Below are 12,769 nucleotides of genomic sequence, written 5' to 3'. Positions count from 1 at the left end.
GGCGGCGTTCCCTCACGGACGCCTGCGATGCGGGTGCGGGACCGGCTGGGTGAGGTGTTCGCGGACGAGCCGTTCACCGAGGCGTTCGGAGGCCGTGGGACGCCGGGCCTGTCGCCGGCGGTGCTGTCGCTGGTCACGGTGGTGCAGTTCGCGGAGAACCTGACCGAACGACAGGCCGCGGCGATGGCGGCCCGCGCGATCGACTGGAAGTACGCGATCGGCGTGGAACTGACCGATACCGGTTTCGATGCGACCGTATTGTCCCGGTTCAGGACCCGGCTGGCCGAGCACAGCCTGGAGCTGGTGGTGTTCGACCGGCTCCTGGAGGTCTGCCGTGAGCAGGGCCTGGTCGGGGCCGGCGGCAAGCAGCGCACCGACTCCACCCATGTGATCAGCGCCGTCCGTGACCTGAACCGAACCGAACTCGCAGGTGAGAGCGTACGGGCGGCACTGGAGGTCCTTGTGGTCGCGGCTGGGGGCCGGCCGGCCGGCGCGGTGGACGTTCCCGAACTCGCGCACCGCTACGAGGAACGCGTCAACGGGTGGACGATGCCGTCGTCGAAGACGAAACGTGACCGACTGGCCGTGGTGTTCGGGCAGGACCCACTGGCGCTCTGCCGGGCGGTCTGGGCACCCGGGGCGCCGGGACGGCCGGGAGATCGAGCCGGTGGCATTCCTGCGCAGGATGCTCGTGCAGACCTACTACGTGTCCACCGACGCGCGGGGACGGGAGGTGATCGTGAAGCGGGACGCCGACAAGGAAGGCGTCTCGCCGGGCCGTCTTCGCCTGGCCTCCCCCTACGACCCTGGTGCACGGTGGGCGGCCAAGGGCGGCGGCCTGTTCTGGCTCGGCCACAAGGCCCACCTCACCGAAACCTGCGACACTCCGGCCGAAGCCGAAGCCCTGCCGTTACCGCTGATCACGGATGTCCTCACCACCGAGGCGAGCGTCCCGGACGTCAAGGTCACCCGGCCCGTCCAGCAGAACCTCACCGGCCGCGGCCTCACACCAGGTGAGCACTACCTCGACGCCGGTCACCCGTCCGCGGACCTCATCCATGAGGCCGCGGGGCGCGGCATCACCATGCTCACCCCGGCCCTCCTCGACCACTCACCACAGGCCAAGGACGACGCCGGCTTCCAGAAGAGCGCCTTCCGCATCAACTGGAAAGTCCGCCAGGCCCGCTGCCCGCATGGCCGCACCAGCACCGGCTGGTTCCGCGTCCGGCAGCACGGCCGCGACGCCAGCGACGTCCAGTTCGCCCGCACCGACTGCCAGGCCTGCCCCGTCCAGGACAAGTGCACCACCTCCGCACGCGGCACCCGCATCCTCAGCCTCCGCCCGAAGGAACTCCACGAGACCCTGACCGATGCCCGGGCCGAGCAGGTCACCAAGACATGGAAGACCAAATACGCCCTCCGCGCCGGGATCGAGGGCACCATCAACCAGGCCCTCGACATCACCGGCCTGCGCCGGGCCCGCTACCGCGGCCTGCCCAAGGTCCGCCTCCAGCACGCCGACGTCGGCCAAGGGCCGGACGCGTCCCATGTGGTGCTCGCCGACCCTGAAGGCAACGAGTTCTGTGTCATCGAGCCGGGCAACAATTTCCTCGCCGGCTGCGGCTTCATCGGAGCGCTCGCCTGCGATGGTTCGCAGGCCGTGGGCTACTTCTGGAGCGAGGCGCTGGGCTGGCCACTGGTCTGGGACCAGGACGAGGAGACCGCCATCCAGTCACCGAACGGCGGTACGAAGATCACGTGGGGAGGTCCGCCGTTGATGCCGGACCCTGGCAAGGACCTGCACTTCGACCTCGCGCCGGACGGCGATCAGCAAGCGGAGGCCGAGCGCCTGCTCTCCCTCGGGGCGAAGCGTCTCGACTCCGCACACGGCGAGGACGGCGCAGTGCTGCTGGCTGACCCCGACGGGAACGAGTTCCGCGTGCTCACGCGCCGGTGAAGCCGGAGCCGACACCCAGCCGAATCAATCAGCAGAGTCTCGAAGCGCACCAAAGCCGAACAGCTCGGGATCCGGCTCGCCACGCCTGCCGCATTCACCGCCCTGGTCGCCGGCCTCGTGACCTGACCCGCCGAGGGCACGAGAGTCGTACCGGCGACGAACGCCCGGCTCCCTCACGTTCACGACGCAGGCGCCGGACGCCCGCGGCCGAGACACTCCCCGGCACCGCCACCGCCACGTAGACGCACCCCGCCAAGCACTCCCATCCTCCGGCCACCACGACTACGATGCCCCAGCTCACCAACGGAGGGCAGGGGGATGACGCAGCCGACACTGCAGCTGAGGTACGTCCTGGAGTTCGACGATCTCCTCGAACTACTCGCCCGTGCACCCGCACTGCGGCGGCTGCGGAACCGAGCCATACGCAACGCGGTCACGGTCCTCCTCCTGCTGTGGGGCTCCCTGATATGGGTGGCCACCGTCGGACCGAGATGGACGACATGGGTGCCCGCCGTGTTCCTCGCACTGGTCTTCACCCGCTATGCCCGCAGAGCCCTTGCCTTCTCCTCCCCTTGGACCATCCGTCGGCAGGCTCGCAGGATCTGGCGACGCTCGCCGAAAATGCAGCAGGAACACGACGCCGAGATGGGTCCGCAAGGCCTCGTCATCCGCACGCCAGGGGTCATCAGCACCTACGGCTGGACACAGTTCAGCGCGTTCCATGAGACCAACCGACAGTTCATCCTTCTCAACGAGTCGGGCAAAGCCACCATCCAAATACCCAAACACGCGCTGTCCAGCCCGTCACTCGTCGCCGACTGCCGCGATCTGCTCACCCACTACCTCACCGACGCCTCCCCTCCCAGCCCTGCAACCCCCCTTGCCGACACCCCACCCCCCACCCCCACGTGAGGCCGGCCGACAACACCACCACCCACACCGCTCCGAAGCCATGATCCACGTCGCGATGATCGACCTGATGAGTCGTAGGCTCAGCCGGGAGTCGACTCCGGACTGGAAGGACTCACAGCCGCCAGTCCACGTCGGAGAACTCGGGCATCGCGTCGACCCGATGCCGTGATCCTCGCGGGTCTTCCCGGCCGTGCCCCCGCGGCCACCCCCTCCGCCGCCACCTGGGACGATGAACTCGACGTCCGCACCTCCTGTCCAAGCCACCGGGGCACCCTCACCCTGGACCCCGAGGTGCGGCGCGGCTCCCTCGACCACGCGATACCGGACGGCGTGCTCGCCGCCGCCTACGCGAGCGAGGCCGATCTCCCGGTCCTGCTCCTGGTGGGCGACGCCGATCCCCCCGCCGACCACGAGGCGCTCGCCCGCACCGCCAAGTCCCTTGCCCGGGCCCGCCTTTCGGTGGTCCACGGAGGCCACCACGACGTCCTCAACGACCTCCAGCACCGCTCGGTCGCCGCCGAGGTCATCGCCTTCCTGGAGACCCTGCGCAACGACCTGCGGCCCCTCGTCACGGTGCGGTCGAGCGCCTGGTGAGCATCCGGCCGCCCACTCACCACGCCGTCTGAACTCCGACCCCGGAAGGTCCCGTCATGGCCTCGATCCTGTCCGTCTCCGGAAGCCCCTCCCCCACCTCCCGCACTACCCGACTCCTGCGTCATCTGGACGACCGGCTGCGCCTCCAGGGCCATGACGTCACCCCGCTGGAAGTGCGTACCCTGCCCGCGCAGGCGCTGCTCGGCGCCGACCTCGGGCATCCGGCGATCGTCGCCGCGAAGGCTCTGTTCGAGCAGGCGGACGGGCTGGTGATCGGCACGCCTGTCTGCAAGGCCGCCTACTCCGGCCTGTTGAAGTCGCTCCTCGACCTGCTCCCGCAGTACGCGCTGGCCGGAAAGACGGTCCTGCCGCTGGCCACCGGCGGCAGCACGGCCCATGTCCTGGCGATCGACTACGCGTTGCGGCCGGTGCTGAGTGCCATGGGACCGTCGCACATCGTGCCGGGCTGGTTCACCCTCGACAAGGATCTCACGGTCGGCGACGACGGCTCCCTGGCCGTGGCACCCGCCGCCGCCACGGCGCTGGAACAGGTCACCGACCACTTCTCCACCGTCCTGGGAGGTCGCCCGGCGGTGCTCGCATCCGCGGGGTGACCCGCGCCGGGCTCCGGCCTACCAGCCACGGCGCCCATGAGTCCGGCCCGTCCGCAACAGGGTCACCAGCTCACGTCGCAGGGAGCGGTCTTCATCCGTCTCCACCGGTGTGTCCAGCTGCACGATGTCGATGCCGGCCGTGCGCAGCCAGTCGATGCGGTCCGCCACCGTGTGGGGCGAGCCGACGAACGCGGCCGCCAGGGAGCGGCGGATGTACGCGGTGATCTCGGCCGGGCCCGGTCCGGGCACCGAGCGGCCGCGTTCGCGGTCCCGGTCGAGCTGGACGGCCTCGGTCCAGCGGGAGCTGTGGGCCGCGGTGCTCAGCCGGACGGCGTCGTCGGCGATCCGCCGGGCCTTGACCCGGGCCTGCTCGTCGTCGGGGGCGAGGACCAGGCCGACGGGCCGCCAGATGCGCAGCGACCGTCCGTGCCGGGCCGCGGCGGCTCTGATCTCGGCGACACGCAGCCGGGTCGCGGTAAGGGGCATGGGAGCGATGGCGTACACCTCGGCGTACCGGGCGGCCAGTTCGAGACCTTCCGGGGACGAGCCGCCGAAGGACACCAACTCGCCGCGCGGCTCGGGGCGCAGGCCCGAGCGCGCGCCGCGCAGCGTGTAGAACTCGCCCTCGAAGGAGAAGTCCTTCTCCTCGGTCAGCGCCCGGTGGAAGACGTCCAGGTACTCGGCCGCGCGCCGGTAGCGCTGCGCCTTGGGGAGGGTGTCGCCGTCCCGTGCGACATCGCCGTCGCTGGAGCCGACGATCATGTGCGCGGCGGCCCGGCCGCCCGACAGCCGGTCCAGGGTGGCGAGGGACCGGGCCGCCGCGGTGGGCGCGGTGACGCCGATCCGGTGGGCCACGGCGATCCGCAGCCGGGTGGTGGCCGCGAGGGCCCAGGTCGCGACGATCCACGGGTCCGGCCAGGAACTCGACTGGGTCACCAGCGCGCTGTCGAGTCCGTCCTCCTCGTTCTCCCGGGCGCTGCGGGCGACGTGGCCGGGATCCGCGTCCCGCGCGCGGGGGTCGGGGGCGAATCGCAGCGCCTGCCGTTCCCAGGGCGTGTCGCCGAGCACCGGGGCGGCGCGGACGCCGCCGCGCAGGTCGAGTTCCATGCCGGAACCTCCACAGGTCAGCCGCCGGTGGGTCCCAGGCGGGCCAGGGTGTCGAGCAGCCTGGCCCGGCTGACGAACACCTCGGGGGGCAGGGAGACGTAGAGCTGGAGCGTGGTCACGCCGGGGCGGTGGTAGCGCAGGATGCGTTCGCGGCACTCCTCGGGCGAACCGCTGATGAACAGTCCGTCCACGACCTCGTCCGGCAGCGCCTTCTGGGCGGCCTCGATGTCACCGGCGGCCCAGCGTTCGTGCGATTCGCGCAGCAGTTCGCCATGGCCGAGCCATTCGTGGAACTTGCGGTACGGCTCCCGGTTGAGGATCCAGGCGAGGAAGGGCCGGGTGGCGCGGTGGGCGTAGTCGGTGTCCTCGGTGGGACAGACGAAGACCTTGACGACGAGTTCCTTGCCGGGCGGTTGCGGGCCCACCGCGTCGAGGATCTTCGGTACGTCCTCGGGGAAGAGGAGGTTGGTGATGGCTCCGTCCCCTTCGGTGAAGCCTAGCCGCAGCATGCCGGGCCGCAGTGCGCCGAGGATGACCTTGACCGGGGCGGCCGGCGGATGCGGCAGTCGGTAGCCGGTGATCGAGAAGGTGTCGAAGTCACCCGCGATGTGCTCGCCGCGCAGCGCCCGCGTCACGAAGCGCAGCACGTCACGGGTCCGCTTGAAGGGTTCGTCGAAGGGGATGCCGTTGATGTCGGTGACGTGCGCGGGCACCGACGCACCGAGCCCCAGCAGCAGCCGCCCGGGGGCGAGTTGGGCCAGTGTGGCGGCGGTCTGGGCGAGGACGGCCGGTCCGCGGGTGTGGACGGGGACGATACCGGTGGCGATCCGCAGGGTGTCCGACCAGGCGGCGGTGACGGCGAGCGGGGTGAAGGCGTCGGTGCCGCCGCCCTCCGCGCTCCACACGTCGGTGTAGCCGAGGCCGGGCAGCCGCTCCACGAGGAAGCGGTGCCGGTCGATGGTCAGGCCCGGCAGCGGCAGGGTGATGCCCCACTTGGGCGGTTGCCGGTCGTCGCTCATACGGACGGCCGTCCTTTCGTACGTCGTCGGGGGCCGGTCGGTCACTTGCCGACCCATACGGTGGTCAGGTCCAGGAACCAGGACTGCGGTTGGACGAGGCCGTGGACCGTGGGGGCGAGGGCGCGGGGGTTGCGGTCGTTGACCACGAACAGCCAGGGCGCGTCCTGGGTGACCCGGGTGAGCGCCTGCCGGTAGTCGCTCTGCCGGGTGGCCTTGTCGGGTGAGGTCGCGGCCGCCGCGAGCAGCTTGTCGACGCCCGGGTTGCTGTAGTGGCCGGTCCAGAAGGGGCTGTTGCTGCCGATGAACAGCGGCAGCAAGGCCTCGGACTGGAAGAGGGTGGTGGACTGGGCGATGGCGTCCGATCCCAGGGCGACCTTGCCCTTGGCCTCGGCGCCGATCAGCGTCGTCCAGTCGGTGGTGCGGATGGTCACCTTGATGCCGACGGCGGCCAGATCGCGTTGCAGCGCCTCGGTGATCGGCACGGGCAGCAGATTGCCCGAGCCGCCGGTCGGCACGGTGACGGAGGTGCTGAAGCCGTTCGGGTAACCGGCCTCGGCCAGCAGCCTTTTGGCCTTGGCGGGGTCGTAGGAGTAGGTGTTCCCCTTGGGGTCGTAGGCGAACGTGGCGCGTGGGGCGGCCTGGTAGGCGGGGTCGGCGGTGCCGTGCAGGAGGTCGTCGGCGATGGCCTTGCGGTTGATGGCGTAGTTGGCGGCCCGGCGTACCTCGACGTTCTTCCAGGGGCCGTTGGTGGTGTCGAGGATCCAGTACCAGAGGTGGTCGTAGCTGTTGGTGCGGATCTGCGCGCCGTCGGCCTTGAGGCTCGCAAGGTCGTCGGGGTTCGGGTACTCGATCCAGTTGACGGAGCCCGAGCGCAGGGCAGCGGTGCGGGCCGCGGGGTCGGGGAGCGCCTTGACGATCAGCCGGTCGAGCTTGGGTGCGCCGCGCCAGTAGTGCTTGTTGGCGACGAGTTCGATCTGTTCGCCGGGGGTCTGGGACTTGAAGCTGAACGGCCCGGTCCCGACGGGGTGTCGGGAGAAGTTCGCCGAGCCCGTCCTGCGTACGGCGGTGGGGCTGGCGATCAGGACGTGGGCGAGGTCCTCGGGGAAGTGCCCGTTGGGGGACTTCGTCACCAACTGGACGTGGTCGGCGTCGAGTTTGCGGTACCGGGTGATGTCTCCGGCGTACTCGCTCGCGGCGGCTCCCAGGGCGGTGGTGTGGTAGGCGCTCTTCTTGTCGAGGTAGCGGTCGAGGTTGAAGATCACCGAGTCGGCGTCGAAGCGGGTGCCGTCCTGGAAGGTGACGCCCTTGCGCAGGGTGAAGGTCCACGTCCGGTGGTCGGCGGCGACCTTCCAGGAGGTGGCGAGGGCGCCCGTGATCTCGGACGGGGCGTCGGTCCTGGACAGGTCGTAGCGGGTGAGGCCCTCGTACAGCTGGAAGGAGACCAGTCGCTTGCCCTCGAAGCCGGCGCCGCCGATGACGGTGTCGGGGTTGGGGAGCTTGCCGGTCGCGCCGATGACGAGGGTGCCGCCGCGCCCGGCGGACCCGCCGGCGGCCTGCTCGGCGGAGGACGGGCTGCAGCCCGCGACGGCGAGCAGGAGAAGGGCGGCTGGGAGAACGGTTCTGATGCTGGGGCGGTGCGTCATGGGGTTCCCGTCGGTTCAGTGGAGCAGTGAGGGTTCACCGGTGGCCGCCGCCAACAGGGCCCTGGTGTAGGGGTGTCGGGGTGCCGTCCAGACGGTGTCGGCATGGCCTTCCTCGACGATCCGGCCGTGCCGCAGCACGGTCACCCGGTGGGCCAGACGCCGTACGACGGCCAGGTCGTGCGAGATGAAGAGGTAGGCCAGGCCCAGGCGGTCCTGGAGTTCGGTGAGCAGGTCGAGGACCTGGGCCTGCGCCTCGGGGTCGAGGGCGGAGGTCGGCTCGTCGCAGACGACGAGCCGCGGCCGGGTGGCGAGCGCGCGGGCGATGGCGGCGCGTTGCAGCTGGCCTCCCGACAGTTCGCCGGGGTGGCGGCGGGCGAGCAGGGGGTCGAGGCCGACCTGCCGGAACAACTCCGCCACCACGGAGGGGCGTTCGCGGCGCGGCGTGCCCTGAGTGCGCAGGGCGAAGTTCACGGCTTCCCCGGCCCGCAGGCTCGGGTTGAGGGAGCCCCGGGGGTGCTGGGGCACGAACTGGAGGTGGGCCCGGATCGCCCGTCCGGCCCGGCCGTGCAGCCGTGCCGGGTCGTGCCCGGCGAAGCGGACCGTCCCTGCGGTGGGTGCGATCAGGCCGAGGGCGAGCCGGGCGAGGGTGGACTTGCCGGAGCCGGACTCGCCCACCAGACCCAGGGTTTCACCGGCGGCGACGCTCAGGGTGACGTCGTCGACGGCGACCGGGCCGCGCAAGTAGCGCTTGGTGACGTGGGCGACGGTGAGCAGCGTGTCCTGGGAGTCGGTCACGGGCGGTCTCCGAGCGGGGCTGCAAGGGGTTCACCGGCGGGGAGGGGGGTGTGGGTGAGCGCCTTGTCGGCCGGGCCTGTCTCGACGATCCGTCCCTCGCGCATGACGGCCACCCGGCCGCCGATCCGGCGCGCCGCGCCCAGGTCGTGCGTGACGAGCAGCAGGGCGATGCCCTGCTGGGTGCGGAGGTTGTCGAACAGGTCGAGGATCCGGCCCCGGACGAGGGCGTCGAGGGCGGTGGTGGGTTCGTCGGCGATCAGCAGCTCGGGGCCGCAGGAGACGGCCAGGGCGATCGCCGCGCGTTGTTTCAGCCCGCCGGACAGTTCGTGGGGGTACGCGCGGGCCACCCGCTCCGGGTCCGTGATGCCTGCGGTGGTCAGCAGTCCGGGGACGGCGGAGCGAGCCGTGCGCCGGCTGTCGGCGACGCGGTGGCGCAGCAGGACCTCGGTGATCTGCGGGCCGATCCGGCGCAGCGGGTCGAGGGCGCCGGTGGGGTCCTGCGGGACGTAGCCGATGCGGCGTCCGCGGATGCAGGACAGGGCGCTCTCGCCCAGGAGCCGCAGGTCGGTGCCGCCGAGCCGGATCCGGCCGGTGACGTGCGCCTCGCGGCCGGGCAGTCCCAGGACCGTGCGGGCGACCGTGGTCTTGCCACTGCCGGACTGCCCCAGGATCACCAGGGCGGCGCCCTCCTTCAGGGTGAACGAGACGTCGTCCACCGCCTGGACCGGGCCGTCGGGGCCGTCGTGGCGTACCGACAGGTTCTCCACGGAGAGGGTCATCGCGCCCCCTGCGGGAGTCGGGCCGCGCGGTCGCCGACGCGGTGGCGCAGGGCGTCGCCGAGGGTGTTGAAGACGACCGACACGACGAGGATGGTGAGCGCGGGCAGGATCGCGACGAAGGGATGCGTGAACAGGCTGGGGCGCAACTCGTCGAGCATGGCGCCCCATTCGGCGGCCGGCGGGGCGACGCCGAGGCCGAGGAAGGACAGTCCGGCGGCGTAGACGACGCAGAGGCCGACGAGTGAGGACGCGTAGACGAGGACGACCGGGGCGACGACCGGGGCCACCTGGCGCAGCGCGATCGCCGTACGGCCGGCGCCGCTGACCCGTGCGGCCTCCAGGTACTCGGCGGTGCGGATGCGCTGCACCTCCGTGAAGACCACTCGGGCCACGGCCGGGGTGAGGACCACGGACAGGGCGAGGACGGTCGCGGTCAGGCCGGGTTGCAGGAGCGTGGCCACGGCGATGGCCAGCAGGACGCCGGGGAAGGCGTACAGCACGTCGAGGGCGCGCAGCAGGGCCTGTTCGGTGATCCTGCCGCCGAGTCCGGCGGTGATGCCGACGGCGGTGCCGGCCGTCGTGGCGACCGCCACCGGCAGCAGGCCGCCGATGAGCGAGGGCCTGGTGCCGAGGATCAGTCGGCTGAGCAGGTCGCGGCCCTGGGAGTCGGTGCCGAGCGGGTGCCCTGGGCTGCCGGGATCCAACAGCCGGTGCTGGAGCGACCCGGCGGTCGCCGTGTAGGGGGCGAGCAGCGGTCCGGCCACGGCGAGCAGGAGCAGCAGCGCGGCACAGCCGGCCGGGATCAGCAGGCCCGGGTCGCGGTACGGAGTGCGGCTCATGCCGTGTTCCGCACGCGCGGGTCGACGAGCGCGTGGGCCGCGTCGACAAGGATGTTGACGCCGACGAAGGCCACGGCGACGACCAGTACTCCCCCTTGGACCAGGGGCAGGTCGCGTGCGGTCAGCGCGTCGTAGAGGAGCCGCCCGATTCCGGGCCAGGCGAACAGGGTCTCCACGAAGACCACCCCCTCCAGCAGGTAGGCGAGTTGCAGGCCGCCGATGGTGAGCAGCGCGGGTGACGCGTTGTGCGCGCAGTGGCGCAGGACAGCCGTCCGGCTCAGGCCCCGGGCCCGCAGCCCGTCGGCGAGGTCGGAGGCGAGCGCGGCGCCGAGCGCGGTGCGGAACACCCGGGCGGTGAGGCCGAGCGGCACGAGAGCGGCCGCGGTGGCGGGCAGCACGAGATGGCACAGCAGGTCGGGTGTGCCGCCGGCGCCGAAGACGTCGTGCGTGCCGCCGGCCGGGAGCCACCGCAGCCGCACCGCGAAGACCGCCAGGAGCAGCAGGGCCACCGAGTACTGCGGGGCGGACACGGCCAGGGTGCTCAGCGCTCCCGACAGCCTGCCGCCCGCGCCGCCTGGTCGTACGGCGCCGAGCGCGCCCAGCAGCACGCCGCCGGTGACGACCAGCAGGAACGCGGCACCCGCCAGGATCAGGGTCTGGCCGAGCGCGGGCAACAGCAGCTCCCTGACCGGGCGTTGGGCGGAGATCGAGGTGCCCAGGTCGCCGTGTGCGGCGTGCCAGAGCCAGCCGGCGTAGCGCGCGGGCAGCGGCCGCCCGGCGCCGAGGCGTGCGGCGAGTTCCCGGCGGGCCGCGGCCGGGGCGCCGGGGCCCAGCAGGGCGGCGACCGGGTCGCCGGGGATCAGGGCGACGGTGGCGTAGACGACCGCGCTCACACCGAGCAGCGTCGGTACGGCGAGCAGCAGCCGGCGCAGCAGGAACCGGGTCATCCCGGGGCTGGGTGGGACAGGGGGCCTGGCATGAGGGTGATTCCTTCCTCGGCGGGCGAGTCGGTGCGTGAGGAAGGGTGCGGGGCGGGCCGGGGCCGCAACCAGCCAGGCGTTCATGCTGATACCGGAGGTCATAGGATCACCGGGACCCGGCAGACCGACCTTGACCCGGCACAAAATGGCCAATTACCCTTCCTGTATGGCCCCTTGGCGAACCGACTTCACGCTGGTCGGTATCGGCGGCTCGTGGCACCGCAGGTGCTTCGACGAGACCTGTCCGCGCGTACCACGCTGACCGCCCGGCCTGTTCGCCGTCCCGGCAGCGTCCTCCTCCGTCATCCCCGCCGGGCCCGGTCCAGGGCACGGCGCCGCCGTACCCGAGGGGACCGCGACACGATGCCACGCACCGTCGAAGCACCGATCGAACAGCTGGAACCGATCACGGCGCCGGGCCTCCCACCGGCCGTCCGCAGGGGCCCTGGCGCCCTGCGCAGGCCGCCCGGCACAGCCGCTCTGCACGCCGAGATAGACAACCCACTGGATCTGATCGCCGGTCACCAGCTGCTGGCCGAGACCGACCACCGGCGCGCGGAGGCGCCGACGCGCTCCAGGGCCGCCTGCGAGTGCGGCCATCCCGCGTGCGGGGCGCCGTCGAGCGGGCCCGCCGCCGGCACGAGAGTGTTCCTCGTCGAACGGCATCCGGTGGCCCGCGCGGGGCTGCGCAGCGTGCTGTCCACGGTGCCCGGCCTGACGGTCGTGGGCAGCACGGGAGACCAGGAGCACGCCCTGGGCAGCGTACGACGGGTACGGCCGGACGTGATCCTCCTCGGGCAGGGTGACTCCCTGGGGGACGATCTGGCCGCGGTGGTGCGGCTGCGCGGCGCTGACGGCGCCCCGGACGCGCGGGTCCTGCTGCTGCGCCGGGCCGAGACCACGGCCGAGGCCAACCGGATGCTCCTGGCCGGTGCGAGCGGCTGCTTCCCGCTGGAGCTGGCGGAGGACCGGATCATCGGCGCGGTGACGCTGGCCGCGGCGGGCGGCTCGGTGTTCCTGCCGGCACCACCCGCCGCCCGGCTGCCGGTGGCGAGTGCGGCCGGGCACGCCGCCGAGCCGCTCCCCCAGCACTGCGGTCTCACCGACCGCGAACGCGACGTCCTCGCGCAGCTCGCCCAGGGGCTGAGCAACGCGGAGATCGGCCGCGAACTGGCCCTGGCCGAGGCCACGGTGAAGAAGCACCTCACCCAGGCCATGCGCAAGACCGGCCAACCCGACCGGCTGCGGGCGGCGTTGTACGCGCATCGGCACGGCTTGGCGGGCTGAACTCCGTACGGCAGCACTCACTAACGGCAGCAATCACTACGGCAGCAATCCCTGCAGCGACCATGCCCGCAGCGGTAACCCGTGCGGCAGCAATCGGGGCGGGCACTCCCTCGGGTGCCCGCCCCGCGGCGTGCCGTGCGCCTGGCGGGGAGCGACGTTCGGAGCAGTGCGGGTGGGCCGATGGTCGCCCGCGCCGCATCCCTTCGGGGCTTCTGAGTGATCATGCCGACGCATAGCGTTGCC

The 12,769-nt window shown here is 72.1% G+C and carries 12 protein-coding genes and 2 pseudogenes; 7 read left to right on the top strand and 7 right to left on the bottom strand.

Going from position 1 to position 12,769, the window contains the following annotated elements:
• Positions 1 to 27 precede the first annotated feature (27 nt).
• From ACIRR9_RS30465 to ssuE, 6 genes and pseudogenes are all read left to right on the top strand, one after another.
• Positions 28 to 1,017 carry a transposase gene (locus ACIRR9_RS30465; RefSeq protein ID WP_403758250.1) on the top strand — a complete coding sequence of 330 codons (990 nt, stop codon included), beginning with the start codon at positions 28 to 30 and terminating at the stop codon, positions 1,015 to 1,017.
• A gap of 67 nt (positions 1,018 to 1,084) precedes the next feature.
• Positions 1,085 to 1,459, top strand: a pseudogene (locus ACIRR9_RS30460) (transposase); the annotation flags it as partial.
• A 51-nt stretch (positions 1,460 to 1,510) separates the two neighbouring features.
• Positions 1,511 to 1,957: pseudogene (locus ACIRR9_RS30455) on the top strand (VOC family protein); the annotation flags it as partial.
• Positions 1,958 to 2,275: 318 nt separating this feature from the next.
• A complete protein-coding gene (locus tag ACIRR9_RS30450; protein ID WP_403758247.1) occupies positions 2,276 to 2,869 on the top strand; it encodes a YcxB family protein in 594 nt (197 codons plus the stop codon).
• A 165-nt stretch (positions 2,870 to 3,034) separates the two neighbouring features.
• Positions 3,035 to 3,463 (top strand): alpha/beta hydrolase, encoded by a 429-nt coding sequence (locus tag ACIRR9_RS30445; RefSeq protein ID WP_403758244.1) that lies wholly within the window; start codon positions 3,035 to 3,037, stop codon positions 3,461 to 3,463.
• A 56-nt stretch (positions 3,464 to 3,519) separates the two neighbouring features.
• Positions 3,520 to 4,077 (top strand): NADPH-dependent FMN reductase, encoded by a 558-nt coding sequence (ssuE, locus tag ACIRR9_RS30440; RefSeq protein WP_403758241.1) that lies wholly within the window; start codon positions 3,520 to 3,522, stop codon positions 4,075 to 4,077.
• Between the two features lie 18 nt (positions 4,078 to 4,095).
• On the opposite strand, the gene ACIRR9_RS30435 is transcribed toward ssuE, so the two are convergent.
• From ACIRR9_RS30435 to ACIRR9_RS30405, 7 genes are read right to left on the bottom strand one after another with little or no spacing between them, the layout of a single operon-like run.
• A complete protein-coding gene (locus tag ACIRR9_RS30435) occupies positions 4,096 to 5,184 on the bottom strand; it encodes an LLM class flavin-dependent oxidoreductase (protein WP_403758238.1) in 1,089 nt (362 codons plus the stop codon).
• 17 nt (positions 5,185 to 5,201) lie between these two features.
• The gene (locus ACIRR9_RS30430; RefSeq protein ID WP_384569445.1) at positions 5,202 to 6,203 is read right to left on the bottom strand and encodes an LLM class F420-dependent oxidoreductase; all 1,002 of its coding nucleotides are present in this window, start codon (positions 6,201 to 6,203) and stop codon (positions 5,202 to 5,204) included.
• 41 nt (positions 6,204 to 6,244) lie between these two features.
• On the bottom strand, positions 6,245 to 7,846 hold the full coding sequence (locus tag ACIRR9_RS30425) for an ABC transporter substrate-binding protein (protein WP_403758235.1): 1,602 nt from the start codon (positions 7,844 to 7,846) through the stop codon (positions 6,245 to 6,247).
• Between the two features lie 15 nt (positions 7,847 to 7,861).
• Positions 7,862 to 8,641 carry an ABC transporter ATP-binding protein gene (locus ACIRR9_RS30420; RefSeq protein ID WP_403758232.1) on the bottom strand — a complete coding sequence of 260 codons (780 nt, stop codon included), beginning with the start codon at positions 8,639 to 8,641 and terminating at the stop codon, positions 7,862 to 7,864.
• Entirely contained in the window at positions 8,638 to 9,420 is a 783-nt protein-coding gene (locus ACIRR9_RS30415; RefSeq protein ID WP_403758229.1) for an ABC transporter ATP-binding protein, read from the bottom strand. The genes ACIRR9_RS30420 and ACIRR9_RS30415 overlap by 4 nt, the downstream gene beginning before the upstream one ends.
• Positions 9,417 to 10,259 carry an ABC transporter permease gene (locus ACIRR9_RS30410; protein WP_403758226.1) on the bottom strand — a complete coding sequence of 281 codons (843 nt, stop codon included), beginning with the start codon at positions 10,257 to 10,259 and terminating at the stop codon, positions 9,417 to 9,419. The genes ACIRR9_RS30415 and ACIRR9_RS30410 overlap by 4 nt, the downstream gene beginning before the upstream one ends.
• Positions 10,256 to 11,206, bottom strand: coding sequence for an ABC transporter permease (locus ACIRR9_RS30405; RefSeq protein ID WP_403758223.1), 951 nt, complete (start codon positions 11,204 to 11,206; stop codon positions 10,256 to 10,258). The genes ACIRR9_RS30410 and ACIRR9_RS30405 overlap by 4 nt, the downstream gene beginning before the upstream one ends.
• A gap of 396 nt (positions 11,207 to 11,602) precedes the next feature.
• Between ACIRR9_RS30405 and ACIRR9_RS30400 the strand changes: the two genes are divergently transcribed.
• Positions 11,603 to 12,526, top strand: coding sequence for a LuxR C-terminal-related transcriptional regulator (locus tag ACIRR9_RS30400; protein WP_403758220.1), 924 nt, complete (start codon positions 11,603 to 11,605; stop codon positions 12,524 to 12,526).
• The last annotated feature ends 243 nt before the right edge of the window (positions 12,527 to 12,769 follow it).

It is taken from the genome of Streptomyces sp. NPDC101234 (genome assembly GCF_044767525.1).
Taxonomy (GTDB): Bacteria; Actinomycetota; Actinomycetes; order Streptomycetales; family Streptomycetaceae; genus Streptomyces; species Streptomyces sasae.
Note: the sequence above shows the minus strand (reverse complement) of the source record. Positions and strands in the feature narration are given on the sequence as shown.

What these genes read in the sequence shown, in the direction of transcription:
- ACIRR9_RS30410 (WP_403758226.1), bottom strand. Translation starts at nt 10,259, where the DNA reads ATGAGCCGCACTCCGTACCGCGACCCGGGCCTGCTGATCCCGGCCGGC.
- ACIRR9_RS30405 (WP_403758223.1), bottom strand. Translation starts at nt 11,206, where the DNA reads ATGACCCGGTTCCTGCTGCGCCGGCTGCTGCTCGCCGTACCGACGCTG.
- ACIRR9_RS30435 (WP_403758238.1), bottom strand. Translation starts at nt 5,184, where the DNA reads ATGGAACTCGACCTGCGCGGCGGCGTCCGCGCCGCCCCGGTGCTCGGC.
- ACIRR9_RS30415 (WP_403758229.1), bottom strand. Translation starts at nt 9,420, where the DNA reads ATGACCCTCTCCGTGGAGAACCTGTCGGTACGCCACGACGGCCCCGAC.
- ACIRR9_RS30465 (WP_403758250.1), top strand. Translation starts at nt 28, where the DNA reads ATGCGGGTGCGGGACCGGCTGGGTGAGGTGTTCGCGGACGAGCCGTTC.
- ACIRR9_RS30450 (WP_403758247.1), top strand. Translation starts at nt 2,276, where the DNA reads ATGACGCAGCCGACACTGCAGCTGAGGTACGTCCTGGAGTTCGACGAT.
- ACIRR9_RS30400 (WP_403758220.1), top strand. Translation starts at nt 11,603, where the DNA reads ATGCCACGCACCGTCGAAGCACCGATCGAACAGCTGGAACCGATCACG.
- ACIRR9_RS30425 (WP_403758235.1), bottom strand. Translation starts at nt 7,846, where the DNA reads ATGACGCACCGCCCCAGCATCAGAACCGTTCTCCCAGCCGCCCTTCTC.
- ACIRR9_RS30430 (WP_384569445.1), bottom strand. Translation starts at nt 6,203, where the DNA reads ATGAGCGACGACCGGCAACCGCCCAAGTGGGGCATCACCCTGCCGCTG.
- ssuE (WP_403758241.1), top strand. Translation starts at nt 3,520, where the DNA reads ATGGCCTCGATCCTGTCCGTCTCCGGAAGCCCCTCCCCCACCTCCCGC.